The organism is Cnuibacter physcomitrellae (genome assembly GCF_014640535.1).
In the GTDB taxonomy this organism is placed as follows: Bacteria; Actinomycetota; Actinomycetes; order Actinomycetales; family Microbacteriaceae; genus Cnuibacter; species Cnuibacter physcomitrellae.
Genome location: NZ_BMHD01000001.1, coordinates 1,979,680 through 1,997,881, shown reverse-complemented (window position 1 = coordinate 1,997,881; position 18,202 = coordinate 1,979,680). Strand labels below are relative to the sequence as shown.

Sequence of the window (18,202 nt, the reverse complement as noted above, 5' to 3'; positions counted from 1 at the left end):
GCGGCCCCGGCAGCCCCTGAACCCCGCGCCCGCGAAGGCGGAGCGCCCGGGGCGCATGTTGCGAACTCGTGACGATTCTCGCCACGGCCCCCGAAAGGGGGCATCATGGGTCGCAACAGTGAGCATCCGTCGATGAAGAAGGAGGCAGCCCGATGGCCGTCACCGATCGCACGTCCGACACTGCGCAGTCGCAGCCCGAGCTGAAGCGGGTGATGGGACCGAAGCTCCTGCTCCTCTTCGTGGTGGGCGACATCCTCGGCACGGGTGTGTACGCGCTCACCGGCCAGGTCGCCGCCGAGGTGGGCGGAGCGGCGTGGGTGCCGTTCCTCGTGGCCTTCGCGGTGGCGATGGTCACGGCCTGCTCCTACCTCGAGCTGGTGACGAAGTACCCGCAGGCGGCCGGCGCCGCGCTCTACGCGCACAAGGCGTTCGGCATCCACTTCGTCACGTTCCTCATCTGCTTCACCGTCATGTCGTCGGGCATCACCTCGGCCTCGGCCGCGGGCGGCGCGTTCGCGAGCAACGTCGCCGTCGGGTTCGGGCTCGAGAAGTCGCCCGGACTCCTGCTCGTGATCGCGCTGGCGTTCATGATCCTGATCGCCGCGGTGAACCTGCGCGGCGCGGCCGAGAGCGTCGGGCTCAACGTCGTGCTCACCCTGGTGGAGCTGTCGGGCCTGCTGCTCGTGATCTTCATCGGACTCTTCGCGATCTTCGGCGGGCAGGGCGACTTCTCGCGGGTGGTCGCCTTCGACACCCCGAACGACAAGGCGGTGTTCCTCGCGATCTCCACCGCCACCTCGCTGGCGTTCTTCGCGATGGTCGGCTTCGAGGACAGCGTGAACATGGCCGAGGAGACGAAGGATCCCGCCCGGATCTTCCCCAAGGTCATGCTCTCCGGCCTCACCATCACGGCGATCATCTACGTGATCGTCTCGATCGTCGCGGTGGCGATCGTGCCCGTGGGCGAGCTGGCAGGCAACGACACCCCGCTCGTCACCGTGGTCGAGACCGCGGCACCCGGCTTCCCGATCTCCGCGCTCATCCCGTTCATCTCGCTCTTCGCGGTGGCCAACAGCGCGCTCATCAACATGATGATGGCGAGCCGGCTCCTCTACGGGATGAGCAAGCAGGGCGTGCTGCCGCCGTTCCTGTCCAAGGTGCTGCCGGGACGGCGGACGCCGTGGGCGTCGATCCTGTTCACGACGGTGATCGCGCTGGGGCTGACCACGTTCGTCTCGCTCGACTCGAAGAACCCCGTGGCCCTGCTCCTCGGATCCACCACCTCGCTGCTGCTGCTCGCCGTGTTCGCGGTGGTGAACGTCGCGGTGCTCGTGCTGCGGCGCGACAAGGTGCAGCACAAGCACTTCCGGACGCCCACCTTCCTCCCGGTGATCGGCGCCCTCGCCTGCGTGTACCTCGTGCTGCCGTGGACGTCGGGTCGCGCGGCCGGCCAGTACGTCATCGCGGGTGTGCTGCTCGCGATCGGGGTCGCCCTGTGGGCCATCACGTACATCGACCGGCGCCACCGCGGCTACGCGGCCGACACCTCCCGCGTCGAGGACCCCGCCCTCGCCGAGCAGGAGGCCGACCGCGACCTGCGCTGACGGAGCCCGCGCCCGGCGCGACCCCGTGTCGGGGCGGGCGACCGGGCGTAGGCTCCGGCGCATCCGGACCCGCTCGGGGCGCCGGAGGAACAGGAGACGACGATGTCCGACCCCGCGAACCGCGACGCGCAGGATGGCCGTGCCGAGCCGGAGGCTCGCTCTGCGGCCGATGACGCCGCCCCCTTCGACAACACGAACGGCGTGGTCGACGGACTGCACGGCGACGACGCCGGCACCGCCGACGCCGATGCCGCCGACCGCGACGCCACCGCGTGGGAGTCCCCGCTCGGCGCCGACGCGACGACGGATGCGGTCGACGGCCCCGACTCCGACCCCGCGGTCACCCCCTACAGCGAGGACGACGCCCGCTGACCCCGCGCGCCCGCTCCGAGCGGGCCGCACGCCGTCGTTCCTCACGGAATACGTCCGAGCGACGGCGTATGGGGCGGGGCTTCCCCGTATTCCGTGACGAGCGTCGGCCTCCGCCGCACGCACGCCCGACTACGTCGCACGCGCACCGGACTCCGTCGCTTCAGCACCGATTCCGCCCGACCGCCGCCGTATTCCGGGGGCTTCGCCGAATCCGGTGTCGTAGTGACGGCGCCGCGCAGTCTGCCGTCCCGGACGCTCGCGCGCAGGACGCGGTGGGCGCCCACCCGGCGCCCTGCGTTGCCGAAGCGTCGCCGCTTCAGCACCGATTCCCGCCGACCGCCGCCGTATTCCGGGAGCTTCGCCGAATCCGGTGTCGTAGTGACGGCGCCGCGCAGTCCGGCGTCCCGGACGCTCGAGCGCAGGACGCGGTGGCCGTGCCCACCCGCCGCCCTGCGTCGTCCGAAGCTCCGTCGCTTCAGCACCGATTCCCGCCGACCGCCGCCGTATTCCCGGGGCTTCGCGGGATTCCGTGCCGAGGCGCGGCGGGTGGAAGGATGGACGGGTGGCGTACCTCGCAGATGAGAACCGATACGAGTCCTTCCCCTACCGGCGCACGGGGCGCAGCGGGCTGATGCTGCCCGCGGTGTCGCTCGGCCTCTGGCAGAACTTCGGCGACATCACGCCGATCGACACGCAGCGGCAGATCATCCGCAGGGCGTTCGACCGCGGGGTGACCCACTTCGACCTCGCGAACAACTACGGGCCGCCCTACGGCAGCGCCGAGATCAACTTCGGCCGCATCCTGAAGGAGGACCTCGCGCCCTACCGCGACGAGCTCGTCATCTCCACCAAGGCCGGGTACGACATGTGGCCCGGCCCGTACGGCAACTTCGGCAGCCGCAAGTACCTCCTCGCCTCCCTCGACCAGTCGCTCGAGCGGATGGGCCTCGACTACGTCGACATCTTCTACTCCCACCGCGCCGACCCCGACACCCCGCTCGAGGAGACGATGGGCGCGCTCGCGACCGCCGTGCAGTCGGGCCGCGCGCTCTACGCGGGCATCTCGTCGTACTCGCCGGAGCGCACCCGCGACGCGGCGCGCATCCTGGGTGAGATGGGGGTGCCGCTCCTCATCCACCAGCCGTCGTACTCGATGTTCAACCGCTGGATCGAGGACGGACTCCTCGACACCCTCGGCGAGCTCGGCGTCGGCTGCATCGCCTTCTCGCCCTTGGCGCAGGGCCTGCTCACCGACCGCTACCTCGATGGCGTTCCGGCGGATTCGCGTGCCGCTCGCGAGGGATCCCTCGGTTCGCGGATGATCACCGACGAGACCCTCGCACGCGTCCGCGCCCTGAACGAGATCGCGGCCGGACGCGGGCAGACTCTCGCGCAGCTCGCGCTGTCGTGGGCGCTGCGCGATGACCGCGTGACGAGCGTGCTGATCGGCGCCTCCTCCGTGAAGCAGCTCGACGACAACCTCGACGCCGTGCAGAACCTCTCCTTCACGGAGTCGGAGCTCGCCGCCATCGACGAGCACGCCGGCGAGCGCGACATCAACCTCTGGGCGCCCTCCAGCGACGTCCACTGAGCCCGGCCAGGGCCAGAGGCCGTCCTGGGGCCTCTGGGACAGCGTCCTCGACTGGCTCATGCTGCCGGTGGCGCGAATCCTCCCGTCGGGGTCGAGGCGGCCGCGGAGGGTGTGGCTGATCGCCCCGAGCTCCTCGACCTGCTCCGGCATCAGCTGGTCGAAGTTCAGCGAGCGCACGCGCTCGACGTGCCCGGGGGCGGCGCGGGCGATCTTGGCCCACCCCGCCTCCGTCATCACGGCGTCGGTGGCGCGGCGGTCGGTGGCGCACGGCATCCGTCGACATACCCCTCTGACTCGAGGGGATCACCACCTTCGACAGCCTCGGAAGGGTGGGCTTGGGGCGGGATGCAAGCTCCCGGGTGCGTGCCCCCGGGGTGTGTGACGGTCAGCACCGATTCCATGCACTCGACGCGCTGAGCGGCCCGTACGCACGAATGTGATAGTGAGCGTCACTCAGTTAGTGGAAGAATGAGCCGATGGTGTACCAGGCTGACGCGAACCGATACGGCTCCTTCCCCCACCGACGGACTGGCCGGAGTGGGCTCATGCTCCCCGCCGTGTCGCTCGGCTTCACGCAGCGCGCGATCCTGCGCCGCGCGTTCGACCGTGGGGTGACCCACTTCGACCTCGCGAACAACTACGGGCCGCCCTACGGCAGCGCCGAGATCAACTTCGGGCGCATCCTGAAGGAGGACTTCGGCCCGTACCGCGACGAGCTCGTCATCTCGACGAAGGCGGAATACGACATGCGGCCGGGACCTTACGCCGATTTCGGCAGCCGCAGATACCTCCTCGCCTCGCTCGACCAGTCGCTCGAGCGGATGGGGCTCGACTACGTCGACATCTTCTACTCCCACCGCGCCGACCCCGACACCCCGCTCGAGGAGACGATGGGCGCGCTCGCGACCGCCGTGCAGTCGGGCCGCGCGCTCTACGCGGGCATCTCGTCGTACTCGCCGGAGCGCACCCGCGACGCGGCGCGCATCCTCGGCGAGATGGGGGTGCCGCTCCTCATCCACCAGCCGTCGTACTCGATGTTCAACCGCTGGATCGAGGACGGACTCCTCGACACCCTCGGCGAGCTCGGCGTCGGCTGCATCGCCTTCTCGCCCTTGGCGCAGGGCCTGCTCACCGACCGCTACCTCGACGGCGTCCCGGCGGATTCGCGTGCCGCTCGCGAGGGATCCCTCGGTTCGCGGATGATCACCGACGAGACCCTCGCGCGCGTCCGCGCCCTGAACGAGATCGCGGCCGGACGCGGGCAGACGCTCGCGCAGCTCGCGCTGTCGTGGGCGCTGCGCGACGACCGCGTGACGAGCGTGCTCATCGGCGCCTCCTCCGTGAAGCAGCTCGACGACAACCTCGACGCCGTCCAGAACCTCTCCTTCACGGAGTCGGAGCTCGCCGCGATCGACGAGCACGCCGGCGAGCGCGACATCAACCTCTGGGCGCCCTCCAGCGCGGTCGAGTAGCCGCCTGCGCTCGGTGCCGAGCGAGCCAGCGGCCGAGCGACCTGGGCGCCGAACGATCCTGCAGCCGAGCGAGCCCGCCGCAGCCGCGCGAGCCGCAGCCCCGCGATCCCGCAGAGGGATCGCGGGCGCGCTCAGCGCGCGCGGCCGGTGACGCGCATCCGCCCCTCGGGGTCGAGACGCTTCATGAGCGAGTGGGTGATCGCGCTCAGCTGCTCCACCTGCTCGGCGGAGAGCTGATCGAAGACGAGCGAGCGCACGTTCTCGACGTGCCCGGGCGCCGCCCCGACGATCTTCGCCCATCCCGCGTCGGTCATCACGGCGTTGGTCGCCCGGCGGTCGTTCGGGGAGGGCACGCGCTCCACGTATCCCTCCGCCTCGAGGCGGTTCACCACCTTCGACAGGCGGGGCAGCGTCGAGTTGGTGCGCGAGGCGAGCTCCGACATGCGGAGCGTCCGACCCTCCGCTTCCGACAGCATCGCGAGCAGGAAGTACTCGAAGTGGGTGAGCTGCTCGTCGTGGACGAGCTGGCTGTCGAGCGCGCTGGGCAAGAGCTCGAGCACGGCGGCGAACTGCACCCACGCCTCGCGCTCCGTCTCGGACAGCCAGCGCGGTTCGCTCATCGCTCCATCCTACCGATGGTTGAATCGGCAACTAAAGAGGCGTATCGTGATTATCGATAGTTGTAGATACAACTAAACGACAGAGAGAAGAACGATCATGACCTCCTTCACCATCTTCGGCACCGGGAACATGGGCTCCGCGATCGCGGGCATCGTCTCCGCCGGCGGATCGTCGGTACAGCACATCGGCCGCGAGACCGACGCGACCGTCAGCGGCGAGGTCGTCGTCCTCGCGGTCCCGTACCCGGCGCTCGACGGGATCCTCGCCGCCTACGCCGACCAGTTCGCCGGCAAGGTCGTCGTCGACATCACCAACCCGCTCGACTTCGAGACCTTCGACGCCCTGGTCACCCCCGCCGACGGCTCTGCCGCCGCGGAGCTGGCCGCCGCTCTGCCTCAGTCGCGAGTGGTGAAGGCGTTCAACACCACGTTCGCCGCGACCCTCGCGACGAAGACCGTCGGCGGATCCGCCCCCACCACCGTCCTGGTCGCGGGAGACGACGCCGAGGCGAAGGCACTGCTGATCGACGCCGTCATCGCCGGCGGGGTCAAGGCGATCGACGCCGGAGCGCTGAAGCGCGCTCGCGAGCTCGAGGCGATCGGCTTCCTCCAGCTCACCCTCGCCGTCTCCGAGAAGATCGGCTGGACCGGCGGCTTCGCCCTCCTGCCCTGAGACCGAGCCGAGCTCCGCGCATCCGCGACCACCGGGCGGATGCGCGGACCGGCCGGATGCGCGGGCGGGCGGATCGTGATCCGCCCGCATCCCGCCCGGTCGCTCTAGGCTGGGTGCATGAGCGAATCGACGATCCCCTCCCGAAGCGGTGGCCGCACCGTCGACACCCTCGCGATCATCGCGCTGATCCTCGCGCTCGGGGCGGTCGGATGCGTCTTCCTCGCCTCGCTGGCGAGCCTCTCCCTCGGGCTGGGCCTCGCGGCGATCTTCGCGGGCGTGCTGTCGCTCTTCCGCCGCGCCCTCCCCGCCAGCCGGTGGATGTGCGTGGCCGCGATCGTGATCGGCCTGATCCCCGTCATCCAGCTCTTCGCCCAGCGCGCCGTCGAGTCCGCGGTCTGACGGCAGAGCACGGCCTCATGTCGCACGCACGGAAGCGGAGGGCGGTGACGAGGTCGCGGTGGTCGATCGCGTCCACCGACTCGGTGCTGTCCATCGGATCGCGCGGGTCCGTGCTCTCGATCGGCAGCATCGGGTCGTTCGGATCGATCGGCAGCGTGGGGAGCTTCCTCTCGGTGGCGTCGGTCGGATCGGCGCTCTCGCTGCTCGCGCTCGGCTCCTGGCTCTCGGCGGCGGCGGTCCTGTCTGCGCGCTCCCGCCGCGCCGTGCTCTCCGACGGGTCGACCCACCGCCACGCGCGCGGCCGCTGAGGCCGCGCGACGGCCGGAGCCCGTCGCTTCGACACGGAATACGTGAAAGCCCCGCATATACAGCGGGGCTTTCACGTATTCGGTGATGAAGCGACGCGCACTCAGCCCGCGACCGCGCCGACCGCGCCGACCGCGCCAACCGCGCCAACCGCGCTCACGGCGCGAGGTACCCGCCGTCGACCACGAGCGACGTGCCGGTGATGTACGAGGCCTCGTCGCTGGCGAGGAACAGCGCCGCGTAGGCCGTCTCGCGGGGCACCCCGGGCCGCTTCAGCAGCGTCCCGGCGATGAGCGCGGCGTTGATGTCCTCGGCCTGGTCCTCGTTCATCGGGGAGAGGATGTACCCCGGGTGCAGCGAGTTCGCCCGCACCCCGTCGGGCCCGTGCATCGCCGCCACGTTCTTGGTCATGTTGAGGATCCCGCCCTTGGCGGCGTGGTAAGCGTGTGCGCTCGGGACGGCCGCGAGGCCCCAGATCGACGACACGTTGACGATCGCGCCCTTGCCCGACTCGATCAGCGCGGGCAGCGCTGCCCGCATCCCCAGGTAGAGGCCCTTGAGGTCGACGTCGATGATGCGGTCCCACATCTCCGGGGTGGTCTCGAGGATCGGCTCGTAGGTGATGATCGCCGCGTTGTTGATGAGGATGTCGAGTCTGCCGTAGCGAGCCACCGTGTCGGCGACGACGGCGTTCCACTGGTCCTCCTTCGTGACGTCGAGCTTCACGAAGTCGATGCCCGCGCCCGAGCCCTCGGGGTCGGCGGGGTCGAGCATGTCGGCGGCGACGACCTTCGCCCCCTCCGCGGTGAACAGCTCGGCCATCGCGCGGCCCTGGCCGCGGGCGCCGCCGGTGATGAGGGCGACCTTGTCCTTCAGACGGTCCATGGATGTGTCCTTTCCTATTCCTTGGCGTATCGCCGGGCGAGGGTGGAGAGCCCGACGGCGAGCACGAGGATCGCGCCCTTGAAGATCGGCTGGAACCAGGTCGGTGCGCCGAAGATGCTGAGGCCGTTGAAGCCGACCGCGATGATGAGGACGCCGACCAGGGTGCCGACGATGTGGAACTCGCCGTCCCGGAGCGTGGCCGATCCGAGGAAGACGGCGGCGAACGCGTCCAGCAGGTAGCCGTCGGCGGCGGCGAGCGTGCCGCTGCCGAGGGTCGACGACAGCAGCGTGCCGGTGATGGCTGCGCACACCCCGGCGGTGGCGAAGGCGAAGATCTTCACGCGGTCGACGCGGATCCCGGAGAGCCGGGCCGCCTCGATGTTGCCGCCGACCGCCTGCATCTTCTGGCCGAGGTCGGTCTTGTTGAGGATGACCCACAGGATCGCCAGCACGATCAGCATGATGAAGATCGGGTTCGGGATGCCGAAGATCGGCCGGCCGAGGGCGATCTGGATGAACTCCTGCGGCACGCCCGCGGCGATCGGGAACGCGCTGTACGCGAAGCCGAGTCCGACCAGGATCGTGCCGACGCCCAGCGTCGCGATCACGGCGTTTATTCGGACCTTCGTCACGAGGATGCCGTTGGTCGACCCGATCGCCGCGCCGATGAGGAGGATGAGGGGGAGCGCCAGGAGCACCGGGACGCCGTCGCGGGCGATGAAGCCCACGACGAGCAGCCCCGCGAAGCTCGCGACGTACCCGATCGACAGATCGAACTCGCCGACGACGAGGGTCATCGTCAGCCCGGCCGCGATGATCGCGGTGAGCGACGACTGGTTCAGGATGTTGAGGAAGTTCGGCAGGGTGAGGAACGTCGTGGGCGCTCGCACGGTGAAGGCGATGATCATGATCGCCAGACCGATGAGGGTGCCGTATCGCGACAGGACGATGAGCGCCACGCGCTTGGCGCTGCGCCTGGTGGGGGACTCGGGGGCGGGCGCCGTGGGCGCCGGGCCCGCCGGGGCGACGGTCGTGCTCATGCGTTCTCTCCTTGGGGGATGGTGGTCTGGAGGGCGGGTTCTGCGCGGAGGTGGGCGTAGGAGAGCTCGATGATCCGGCTCTCGGAGATCTCGTCTCCCACGAGCTCGCCGGTGACGACGCCCTCGCAGAGGACGACGATGCGGTCGCAGAGGATGTCGAGCTCCTCGACGTCGGAGGAGATCACGATCGTGCCGATGCCGTCGGCGGCGAGCTGCCGGATCGCCTCGTGGATCTCGTGCCGGGCGCCGACGTCGACGCCCCGGGACGGCTCGTCGAAGAAGAGCACCTTCACGTCGGGGGTGAGCCAGCGCGCGATGAGCGCCTTCTGCTGGTTGCCGCCCGACAGCCCGCCGATGGTCTGCGAGGGGGAGGGGGTCTTGATCCGCAGCTGGTCGATGAGCCGCTGCGCGCGGGCCTTCGACTTGCCGGTCGAGAGGAACGGCAGGGCGGCGACCGACCGCAGCTGCTTCAGCACCGCGATGTTCATGTTGTACGCCACGGACTTGTCGAGCATGAGCCCCTCGGAGCGGCGCTCCTCCGGCACGAGCCCGACGCCCTTGGCGACCGCGCGCGGGATCGACCCGGTGCGCAGCACCTCCTGCTCCAGGCGGAACTCGCCGGCGTCGAGCTTCCCGGCGCCGAACGCGAGCTTCGCGAGCTCCGAGCGTCCGGCACCGACCAGCCCGCCGATCCCGAGGACCTCCCCGGGGTAGAGGCGGAAGGACACGTCGTGCACCCGCGGCCCGCCGGCGACGTGGGACGCCTCGAAGATCGGCGGGGCCGAGCGGTCGATGACGCTGCTGCGCTCGCGGGAGGGCTTCTCGACCTCGCGTCCGACGATGGCGCGGATGAGACCGGCCTTGTCGAGCTGGCCGCGCACGGCGGTGTCGGTGACACGGCCGTCGCGGAAGACGGTGATCCGGTCGCTGAGGTCGAGCACCTCGTCGAGCCGGTGGGACACGTACAGGATGGCGACGCCCGAGGCGGCGAGATCCTTGACGACGCGGAAGAGGTCCTGGCTCTCCTGGTCGGAGAGCGAGGCGGTGGGCTCGTCCATCGCGATCATCGTCGCGTTGCGGACGAGCGCCTTGCTGATCGTGACGAGCCACTGCTCGGCGACGCTGAGCTCGTCGACGCGCCGATCGAGCGAGAAGCGGATGCCGATGCGGGCCGCGGCCTGCTCGGCGATGGTGCGTGTGCGCTTCCAGTCGATGAACCCGAGCCGGGTGACCTTCTTGGCGCCGAGCATGATGTTCTCGATCGCGCTGAAGTGCGGGACGAGGTTGAGCTCCTGGTGGATGAAGGCGAGCCCGGCCTTCTCGGAGGCTCGGGGCGAGCCGAACGCGAGCTCCTCGCCGTCGATCGTGACGGATCCGGAGTCGGGTGTCACGATGCCGGCGAGACAGCGGATCATCGTCGACTTGCCCGCACCGTTGGCTCCGACCAGGCCGTGCACCTCACCGGCGTGGATGTCCACGTCGACGTCGCGGAGGGCGTGGGCGCCTCCGAACTGCTTGCTGAGGCCTCGTACCTGGAGCCATGCTCCATCGTTCGCGGACATCGTCGCCTTTCTTCGGCTGAGAGGGAGGGGGATGCGGGGCCCGGTCGGTGAGGCCGGGCCCCGCGGGTGGCTGCGCCCCTGCGCAGCGGTCGGGATGCGGACGCCTACGTCAGGGCGTCCGGGTGGTCCTTGAGGAACTGGTCGATGGTCGAGGAGTCGACCAGGACGCCGGGGACGTCGATCGTCTTCGGCTCCCACGAGTCGCCCGCGGCCTCCGAGTCGAGCACCGCCTGGAACAGCTCCTGGCCCTCGGTGTAGCCGTCCTGCCAGATGATCTGCGTCATCGTGCCGTCCTTGACGGCCTGGAGCGCGTTCGGTGCCCCGTTGATGGAGTACACCTTCACGTCGTCGCGGCCGGCCTGCTTCAGCGCGGCGATGGCGCCCATGCCCGGCTCGTCCCACGCTCCCCAGACCGCGTACGGAGTGCCGTCCTTCGGGTGGCTGGCGAGCCAGGCCGACGTGAAGGCGGTGCCGTCCTCGACCTGGCCGGGGATGGCGACCTCGTTCGCGGTGATGGAGATGTCGGGCTCGTCCTTCATGGCGTCGTCGAACGCGATGCCGCGATAGAGGCACAGCACGCCGGTGTGGTAGGTCAGCGCGAGCACGTCGCCCTTGTTCCCGAAGTCCTCGAGCATGGCGTTCACCGAGTCCTCGCCGACCTTCTGGGCGCTGGTGGTCGCGACGATGCCGTCGACGAGCTCGCCGCCCCAGCTGACGACGGGGATGTTCGCCGCGATCGCCGACTGCAGGCCGGCGCCGATCGCGGTGGAGGCGAAGGCCGAGACGAGGATCGCATCCACCTTCTGGGTGGTCGAGAACGCGGTCATGGCCGCGTTGGCCTTGTCGGGGGAACCCTGCGTGTCGGTCACGGTGACCGCCCACCCGGCGGCCTCGGCCGCCTCGGTCGCCCCGTTGATCACGGCGGCGTTGAGTGCGTCGGTGGCGACGAGCGCCACGATGCCGAGCGTCTTCTGGCCCGAGCCGCTCGTGGACCCGGCGGACGTGCCGGGGTCGCTGCAGCCCGACAGGGCGAGCGCTGCTGCCGCGACGAGCGCGGTCAGGGCATACCTCTTCTTCATGGTCACACCTCTCTGTGTGATGGTCAGGTCGTGGTGCCTGGGTGTGGTCGGTCCGGCGCACCGGACCGACCACGCGGGCCGGACTACTTGATGGAGTCCGGGTGGTCCTTGATGAACTGCTCGACGTTGCTCGAGTCGACGACGACGCCGTCGATCTTGATGGTCTGCGGATCCCAGCCGTCGGGGTTCGCCCGGTAGTCGAGGATCGCCTGGGCGAGGGCAGCGCCCTCGTCCTCGCTCGGCTGCCAGACCACCGAGGTGACCTTCCCCTCCTGCACGTCGAGGATGCCGGGCGCGCTGCCGTTGGTGGAGAACGTCTTGACGTCGGTCCGGCCGGCCTGGTCGAGGGCGGAGATGATGCCCTCCATCGGCTCGTCCCAGCACGTCCAGATGCCGTAGTTGCCCTGGCCGGCGGGGTGGCTGGCCAGCCACGACGTCGTGAAGTTCGCTGCCGACTGCTGCTGGCCGGGGACGACGACCTCGTTGTAGGTGATGTTCAGGCCGGGCTTCTCGGCGACGGCGGCGTCGAACTCGTTCTGGTGGTCGAGGCACAGCTTGCCGGGGTGGAAGGTGAGCGCGAGCAGGTCGCCCGAGTCGCCCATGTCCTTGACCAGCGCCTCGGCCGACGCCTTGCCGACCGCCTCGTTGCTGGTGGTGGCGATGACGCCGTCGGCGAGGCCGCCGCCCCAGCTGGCCACCGGCACTCCCGCCGCCTGCGCCGACGCCAGTCCGGCGCCGAGGGCGGTCGAGGCGTACACGAGGGTGAGGATGCCGCCGACGCCCTGCGTGGCGAAGCTCGACATGGCGGCGTTCGCCTGGTCGGCGTTGCCCTGCGTGTCGACCACGTTGACGGTCCAGCCGTTCTTCTCGGCCACCTCGGTGGCGCCGCGGATGGCCTGCTGGTTGATGGCGTTCGTGCCGATGTAGGCCACGATGCCGAGGGTCTTATCGGCGGAGCCGCCGCCGGAGGTGGAGCCGGCGTCGCCGCCGGAGGAACAGGCGGCGAGACTCACAGCCGCCACGGCCGCCAGGGCCGCCATTGCCAATCGCTTCATTGCGTTCGCGCTTCCGTCGTTCGTTGACTGTGTGGTGATTGCGGTGCATCCGACCCTGTTGTGTCGGACTGTATGACAATCTGGAGGCAGTCTTGACCACGTTCGAACGAGATGTCAAGTACCGATTCGGCAACAGAGAGCCCAGAAATCGCGGATGTCAGCGCCGATCGGCGGATCGAGATCGATCGCTTGACAAAATTTGTATGACAATCCTACAGTCGGACGAGCAAGCTCTCAGGGTACGCAACGAAGGAGTTCGAAATGCCCTCAACCGTCGATGCCGCCGACTCGTCTCGCGAAGCCGTCGACTCATCGTCCGGCCCGTCCGTATGGCAGGTCAAGTACGGCGAGCGAGTCGTCCGCATGAGCGACGTGTTCCACGACTACGCCCAGTACGGCCGCCCGGATGCCGACCTCGACATGGACTACAACTTCTGGGTGGTGCGCTCGAACGGCAGCGTCATCCTGGTGGACACGGGATACGACATCCCGAAGCGCGACTGGCTGGGCGAGATCAGCGTCACGCCCACTCCGGAGGGTCTGGAGCTCGTCGGCATCGACCCGGCGGACGTGGACATGGTCATCACGAGCCACTTCCACTACGACCACATCGGCTATCTCGGCCTCTTCACGAACGCGCAGGTCGTCTCGGGGAAGAAGGAGTACGACTACTGGTTCGGCAAGCGGTCGGCGGATGCGCTCGACGGCGAGTTCACGACGGCGGAGGACCTGGCCGTCGTCGAGAAGGCGGAGCAGGAGGGCCGGCTGCGGCTCATCGACGAGGAGACCGAGGTCTTCCCGGGCATCACGGTGTACCCCATCGGCGGCCACTGCCCCGGTGAGCTGCTCACGCGGATCCGCACCGCCTCCGGCTCGATGATCCTGACGGTGGACGCCGCCCACTTCTACGAGCAGATCGAGAACGAGTGGCCGTTCTTCGCCTTCACCGATCTGCAGGAGATGAAGGACGGGCTCGCGTTCATCAACCGGCTCGCGCGCGAGACGAGCTCGACGATCATCCCCGGGCACGACGCCCGCGTGCGCGACCGCTTCCCCGCGGCGCCTGGCGAGGCGGGCCGTGTGGCGACGGTGCTCGCGTGACCCAGCTCTACGAGGTGACCATCGCGCGATACGGCACCCGCGTGGGCCGACGCAGCGAGGTCTACCTCAACCATCAGCTGTACCACGAGGACGACGCCCCCATCGGGATGGACTACTTCGTCTGGGTGGTGCGCGGCGGCGGCCGCACGATCGTCGTGGACACCGGGTACTCGGTGGCGGGCGGTGAGCGGCGTGCCCGCACGATGCTGCACGAGCCGCCGTCGTTGTTCGAGACGCTCGGCGTCCATCCCGCGGATGCGCCCACGGTCGTCGTGACGCACGCGCACTACGACCACATCGGGAACCTCGATCACTTCGACTCGTCGCGCATCGTCATCGCGCAGGCCGAGCTCGACTTCTGGGCTTCGAAGCACGCACAGCGCGTGCAGTTCCACCACTCGGTGGAGGACGCCGAGCTGGCGGCGCTGTTCGCCGCCGTCGAGGAGGGGCGGGTCGACGCGTTCGAGGACTCCGTCGAGGTGGCACCGGGTGTGGAGGTCCTCCGTCTCGGCGGGCACACGCCGGGACAGTCCGTGGTGCGCGTGCCGACCAGCGCCGGTGTGGTGCTGCTCGCCAGCGACGCCGTCCACTACTACGAGGAGTACGAGCGGGACATGCCGTTCAGCTCCGTGGCGGAGCTCGTGCAGATGTACGAGGGCTTCGACCGCATCCGCGCCATGCTCGACTCCGGCGAGGTCGATCACCTCGTGTCGGGTCACGACCCCGCGACGCTCGATCGCTTCCGTCCGCTCGGCCGAAGCGACTCCGAGCTGGTGGTCACCATCGGCGCGAGCGACGGCGTCGCGCCGTCCGCCGCGCCCGCGGAATCGGCGGTGAACGCATGAGCGGCCGCTTCGAGGGTCGGGTCGCCGTCGTCACGGGCGCCGGCGGCGGGCTGGGTCGTGCCTCCGCGCGTCGGCTCGCCGCGGAGGGGGCGCACGTCGTGGCCGTCGACCTCGACCTCGACGCCGCTCAGGCGGTGGCCGACGAGCTGCCCACCGAGTCGATCGCGATCCGAGCCGACGTGTCGGTCGAGGCCGACGTCGACTCCTACGTCGGCGCCGCCCTCGATCGCTTCGGGCACCTCGACCTCCACCATCTGAACGCCGGGATCTTCGGCACCTTCACCCCCCTCCCCGACCTCACGGTCGACGAGTTCGACCGGGTGATGGCGGTGAACGTACGAGGGCAGTTCCTCGGCCTGCGTGCGGCGTTCCGTCAGTACGCCGCGCAGGAGAGCGGAGGGGCGATCGTCATCACCGCGTCGATCGGCAGTCTCACGGGCAGCGCCGACCTGCTCGCGTACCAGACGTCGAAGCACGCGGTGACCGGGCTCGTGCACGGCGCCGCCGTCTACGGCGGCCCCCTCGGCATCCGCGTGAACGCCGTGGCTCCCGGCATCGTGCCCACCGACCTGTTCGCCGCCGCCGCGAGCACCACGGGTGGGAAGAACGACATGGAGACCCGCGCCTCGACCACGCCGCTGCGCCGAGCGGGCCGGGCGGAGGAGATCGCCGCGGTCGCCGCGTTCCTCCTCAGCGACGACTCCGCCTACGTGACCGGCCAGCTCGTCTCGGCCGACGGCGGCGCCACGGTCGTCAACACCGTGCGTCCCGCCGGTGGGGCGGGCGCGTGGGACGCCGCCGCCCACGACCGCGCCTTCTACGGCGACGACCCCCGACTCCCGCAGATCCCCCGGATCCCGCTCGGAAGGAACGATCAGTGAGCAACGACAGCCCCGGCTCCGCAGCGACGGAGACGGCGACGAGCAGGGCGACGCCGCCACACGACAGGGTCGGGTTCATCGGCCTCGGCAACATGGGCGGACGGATGACGCGCTGCATCGTCGATGCCGGCGTGCCCGTGCTCGGCTTCGACGCCCGGGCCGAGAGCATCACGGCGGCCGGCGCGACGCCCGCGTCCTCCGGCGGCGCGGTCGTCGACGGGTCGGATGCGGTGCTGCTGTCGCTTCCCGACAGCCGCGTCGTCGAGGCGGTCGTCTACGGCGAGGACGGGCTCCTCTCCCATGTGAGAGAGGGCCAGGTCGTCGTCGACCTCTCGACCTCCTCGCCCGACTCGACCCGACGCATCCACGCCGACCTCGTCGCCCGCGGAGTCGAGTATCTGGATGCGGGCATCTCCGGCGGCGCCGCAGCGGCCGAGAAGGGGGCGCTCACCCTCATGGTGGGCGGATCGCCGGACGCGCTCGAGCGGGTGCGTCCCGTCCTCGACCACATCGCCACGAACGTCCACCTCGTCGGCGAGAGCGGGGCGGGGCACACGACGAAGCTGCTCAACAACTTCCTCAACGCGATCGCGCTCTCCGCGACCGCCGAGGTGATGGTCGCGGCGAAGAAGGCCGGGCTCGACCTGCAGACCGTGCTCGACGTGTTCAACCAGTCGTCGGGCGTCAACTTCGCCACACTCAACCGCTTCCCGAAGATCATCCACGGCGACTACCTCAAGGGCGGCCTCACGAACTCGCTGATGCTGAAGGACGTCGCGCTCTACGTCGAACTGCTGGGGCGGCTCGGCGTGGCGAGCCTCAACTCGGCCGGGCCGGTCGCGAGCTTCGGGCTCGCCCGGGCCCTCGGGTACGCGGACGAGATCAGCAACACCGTCGTCGACGCGATCGGCGACGTGTCGGGCGGGGTGCGGCTGCACGAGCCGGCCGAGTCCTCCGCCGGAGCAGACGGGAGCGACGCGTGATCCACATCCGACCGCACGAGCAGGCGGGCATCGCGGGCAAGCCCGGCTCGCAGTTCACCGGCGACGCCTTCCCGTACCTCACGATGCCCGCCACCGACGGCGTCACGATCAACTCCGTCGACTTCACGCCCGGCGCGCGGACGCACTGGCACACGCACGAGCGCGGGCAGATCATCCTGGTCGTCGCCGGTCGAGGACTCGTCCAGAGCGAGGGCGGTCCGATCGAGGTCCTCCGGCAGGGCGACACCGTGTGGATCCCGGGTGGCGAGCGCCACTGGCACGGTGCCGCTCCCGACTCGTTCCTCATCCACACCGCCATCTCCCTCGGCGTCACCGACTGGTCGAACCCGGTCGCCGACGAGGACTACCACGGCCCCGTCCGTTCAGAGGAGACCGCATCATGACCGACCGGGACAAGACCCGCGAGCAGATCTTCGAGGAGGGCCTCGCGGTCCGCCGCGAGGTGCTCGGAGCAGCTCACGTCGACGCCTCTCTCGGCGCGACGAGCGAGTTCTCGCGACCCATCCAGGAGCTCGTCACCGAGTACTGCTGGGGCATCGTCTGGACGAGCGACGGACTCGAGCGCAAGACCCGCAGCCTCATCAACATCGCCATGCTGACCGCTCTCAACCGCTCGCACGAGCTGGCGGTGCACGTGCGAGGGGCGCTCACCAACGGGGCGACCGAGGCCGAGATCCAGGAGGTGCTGCTGCAGACCGCGATCTACGTGGGCGTCCCGGCGGCCCTGGAGTCGTTCCGCATCGCGGACCGCGTCGTGAAGGAGCACCACAATGCCGGATGAGCTCGCTATGGCGTCGGGGCCGGCTTCGATCGGATTCGTCGGGCTGGGCAACATGGGGATCCCGATGGTGACGAACCTCGTCGCCGCCGGGTTCGACGTGGTCGCGTCCGATGTGTCTCCGGAGGCGCGCTCCCGCGCGGCCGAGGCGGGCGCGTCGGCCGTGGACACGGCCCGCGAGGTCGCCGCCGCCGCGGGCACCGTCATCCTCATGCTGCCGAACTCGCAGATCGTGAAGTCGGTGGTCGACTCGATGGTCGGGTCGCTCGCGCCCGGTTCGCTGGTGATCGACATGAGCTCGTCGGAGCCGTTGCGCACCCGTGAGCTGGCCGAGCAGCTGGCGACCCGGCGCATCCGCATGATCGACGCGCCCGTGTCGGGCGGGGTCGGCGGGGCCGTCGCGGGGAAGCTGACGATCATGGTGGGCGGTTCGCCCGCCGACGTCGCTTCGGCCGCACCGGTGCTCGCCGCGATGGGGCGCGTCGTTCCCGCCGGCCCGATCGGCGCCGGACACGCGATCAAGGCGCTCAACAACCTGCTCTCGGCCACGCACCTGTGGATCACCGCGGAGGCGATGACCGCGGGCGAGCGCTTCGGCCTCGACCCGGCCGTCATGCTCGAGGTGTTCAACTCCTCCAGCGGACGCAGCGGCTCGACGGAGAACAAGTTCCCGAACTTCGTGCTCACCGAGCGCTACGACTCGGGGTTCGGGCTGCGGCTCATGCTCAAGGACATGCGGATCGCCACCGAGCTGGCGTCGCAGGTCGGTGTGCCGAGCATCCTGGGCGAGGAGGCGGTGACGTTGTGGGCGGAGGCCGCCGACGAGCTCGACCCCGCCGCCGATCACACCCGCGTCGCGCAGTACGTGGCGACCGCCGAGAGGGGTGCCATCGCGACGTAGCATTGACGATCGTATGACCGTAGAACGAAACGTG

General features: G+C 69.9%; 20 protein-coding genes. 14 read left to right on the top strand and 6 right to left on the bottom strand.

The genetic code is table 11. The features are described from left to right. Nucleotides 1–152 precede the first annotated feature (152 nt). The 4 genes from IEX69_RS09285 to mgrA (IEX69_RS09270) all read left to right on the top strand — a co-directional run bounded on the left by IEX69_RS09285 (nucleotide 153) and on the right by mgrA (IEX69_RS09270) (nucleotide 5,039). Nucleotides 153–1,604, top strand: a complete 1,452-nt coding sequence (locus IEX69_RS09285; protein WP_217348630.1) for an APC family permease — start codon at nucleotides 153–155, stop codon at nucleotides 1,602–1,604. A 102-nt stretch (nucleotides 1,605–1,706) separates the two neighbouring features. Then, nucleotides 1,707–1,976: a hypothetical protein gene (locus tag IEX69_RS09280; protein ID WP_085020731.1), complete on the top strand. Its 270-nt coding sequence runs from the start codon at nucleotides 1,707–1,709 to the stop codon at nucleotides 1,974–1,976. A 562-nt stretch (nucleotides 1,977–2,538) separates the two neighbouring features. Continuing rightward, a complete protein-coding gene (mgrA, locus tag IEX69_RS09275) occupies nucleotides 2,539–3,567 on the top strand; it encodes an L-glyceraldehyde 3-phosphate reductase (RefSeq protein WP_085020730.1) in 1,029 nt (342 codons plus the stop codon). Nucleotides 3,568–4,043: 476 nt separating this feature from the next. Next, a complete protein-coding gene (mgrA, locus tag IEX69_RS09270) occupies nucleotides 4,044–5,039 on the top strand; it encodes an L-glyceraldehyde 3-phosphate reductase (RefSeq protein WP_085020729.1) in 996 nt (331 codons plus the stop codon). A 131-nt stretch (nucleotides 5,040–5,170) separates the two neighbouring features. Here mgrA (IEX69_RS09270) and IEX69_RS09265 read toward each other — a convergent pair whose 3' ends face one another. Beyond that, nucleotides 5,171–5,659 (bottom strand): MarR family winged helix-turn-helix transcriptional regulator, encoded by a 489-nt coding sequence (locus IEX69_RS09265; protein ID WP_085020728.1) that lies wholly within the window; start codon nucleotides 5,657–5,659, stop codon nucleotides 5,171–5,173. Nucleotides 5,660–5,756: 97 nt separating this feature from the next. Here IEX69_RS09265 and IEX69_RS09260 point away from each other — a divergent pair, with 97 nt between their 5' ends. From IEX69_RS09260 to IEX69_RS09250, 3 genes are all read left to right on the top strand, one after another. Further along, a complete protein-coding gene (locus IEX69_RS09260; protein ID WP_085020727.1) occupies nucleotides 5,757–6,332 on the top strand; it encodes an NADPH-dependent F420 reductase in 576 nt (191 codons plus the stop codon). 117 nt (nucleotides 6,333–6,449) lie between these two features. Further along, nucleotides 6,450–6,731, top strand: a complete 282-nt coding sequence (locus IEX69_RS09255) for a hypothetical protein (RefSeq protein ID WP_085020726.1) — start codon at nucleotides 6,450–6,452, stop codon at nucleotides 6,729–6,731. 17 nt (nucleotides 6,732–6,748) lie between these two features. Beyond that, the gene (locus IEX69_RS09250) at nucleotides 6,749–7,039 is read left to right on the top strand and encodes a hypothetical protein (protein ID WP_229756291.1); all 291 of its coding nucleotides are present in this window, start codon (nucleotides 6,749–6,751) and stop codon (nucleotides 7,037–7,039) included. A 154-nt stretch (nucleotides 7,040–7,193) separates the two neighbouring features. Here the strand turns inward: IEX69_RS09250 and IEX69_RS09245 are convergent, their stop codons facing one another. The 5 genes from IEX69_RS09245 to IEX69_RS09225 all read right to left on the bottom strand — a co-directional run bounded on the left by IEX69_RS09245 (nucleotide 7,194) and on the right by IEX69_RS09225 (nucleotide 12,658). Continuing rightward, a complete protein-coding gene (locus tag IEX69_RS09245; protein ID WP_085020725.1) occupies nucleotides 7,194–7,922 on the bottom strand; it encodes an SDR family NAD(P)-dependent oxidoreductase in 729 nt (242 codons plus the stop codon). Between the two features lie 14 nt (nucleotides 7,923–7,936). Next, on the bottom strand, nucleotides 7,937–8,962 hold the full coding sequence (locus IEX69_RS09240) for an ABC transporter permease (protein ID WP_085020724.1): 1,026 nt from the start codon (nucleotides 8,960–8,962) through the stop codon (nucleotides 7,937–7,939). Continuing rightward, the gene (locus IEX69_RS09235) at nucleotides 8,959–10,524 is read right to left on the bottom strand and encodes a sugar ABC transporter ATP-binding protein (protein WP_085020723.1); all 1,566 of its coding nucleotides are present in this window, start codon (nucleotides 10,522–10,524) and stop codon (nucleotides 8,959–8,961) included. The genes IEX69_RS09240 and IEX69_RS09235 overlap by 4 nt, the downstream gene beginning before the upstream one ends. Nucleotides 10,525–10,628: 104 nt before the next feature. Next, nucleotides 10,629–11,603, bottom strand: a complete 975-nt coding sequence (locus tag IEX69_RS09230; RefSeq protein WP_157127286.1) for a sugar ABC transporter substrate-binding protein — start codon at nucleotides 11,601–11,603, stop codon at nucleotides 10,629–10,631. A gap of 83 nt (nucleotides 11,604–11,686) precedes the next feature. Then, entirely contained in the window at nucleotides 11,687–12,658 is a 972-nt protein-coding gene (locus IEX69_RS09225) for a sugar ABC transporter substrate-binding protein (protein ID WP_085020721.1), read from the bottom strand. A 261-nt stretch (nucleotides 12,659–12,919) separates the two neighbouring features. On the opposite strand from IEX69_RS09225, the gene IEX69_RS09220 reads away from it, so the two are divergent. From IEX69_RS09220 to IEX69_RS09190, 7 genes are read left to right on the top strand one after another with little or no spacing between them, the layout of a single operon-like run. Continuing rightward, nucleotides 12,920–13,759 carry an N-acyl homoserine lactonase family protein gene (locus tag IEX69_RS09220; protein ID WP_085020720.1) on the top strand — a complete coding sequence of 280 codons (840 nt, stop codon included), beginning with the start codon at nucleotides 12,920–12,922 and terminating at the stop codon, nucleotides 13,757–13,759. Continuing rightward, a complete protein-coding gene (locus tag IEX69_RS09215) occupies nucleotides 13,756–14,604 on the top strand; it encodes an N-acyl homoserine lactonase family protein (RefSeq protein WP_085020719.1) in 849 nt (282 codons plus the stop codon). The genes IEX69_RS09220 and IEX69_RS09215 overlap by 4 nt, the downstream gene beginning before the upstream one ends. Then, nucleotides 14,601–15,485: an SDR family NAD(P)-dependent oxidoreductase gene (locus tag IEX69_RS09210; protein WP_085020718.1), complete on the top strand. Its 885-nt coding sequence runs from the start codon at nucleotides 14,601–14,603 to the stop codon at nucleotides 15,483–15,485. The genes IEX69_RS09215 and IEX69_RS09210 overlap by 4 nt, the downstream gene beginning before the upstream one ends. After that, nucleotides 15,482–16,468, top strand: a complete 987-nt coding sequence (locus IEX69_RS09205) for an NAD(P)-dependent oxidoreductase (RefSeq protein WP_217348629.1) — start codon at nucleotides 15,482–15,484, stop codon at nucleotides 16,466–16,468. Before IEX69_RS09210 ends, IEX69_RS09205 begins: the two co-directional genes overlap by 4 nt. Then, complete coding sequence (locus IEX69_RS09200; protein WP_217348628.1) at nucleotides 16,465–16,872, top strand: cupin domain-containing protein; 408 nt, start codon at nucleotides 16,465–16,467, stop codon at nucleotides 16,870–16,872. The genes IEX69_RS09205 and IEX69_RS09200 overlap by 4 nt, the downstream gene beginning before the upstream one ends. Then, nucleotides 16,869–17,270 (top strand): carboxymuconolactone decarboxylase family protein, encoded by a 402-nt coding sequence (locus IEX69_RS09195; RefSeq protein WP_085020717.1) that lies wholly within the window; start codon nucleotides 16,869–16,871, stop codon nucleotides 17,268–17,270. Before IEX69_RS09200 ends, IEX69_RS09195 begins: the two co-directional genes overlap by 4 nt. Further along, complete coding sequence (locus IEX69_RS09190; RefSeq protein ID WP_217348627.1) at nucleotides 17,260–18,168, top strand: NAD(P)-dependent oxidoreductase; 909 nt, start codon at nucleotides 17,260–17,262, stop codon at nucleotides 18,166–18,168. Before IEX69_RS09195 ends, IEX69_RS09190 begins: the two co-directional genes overlap by 11 nt. The last annotated feature ends 34 nt before the right edge of the window (nucleotides 18,169–18,202 follow it).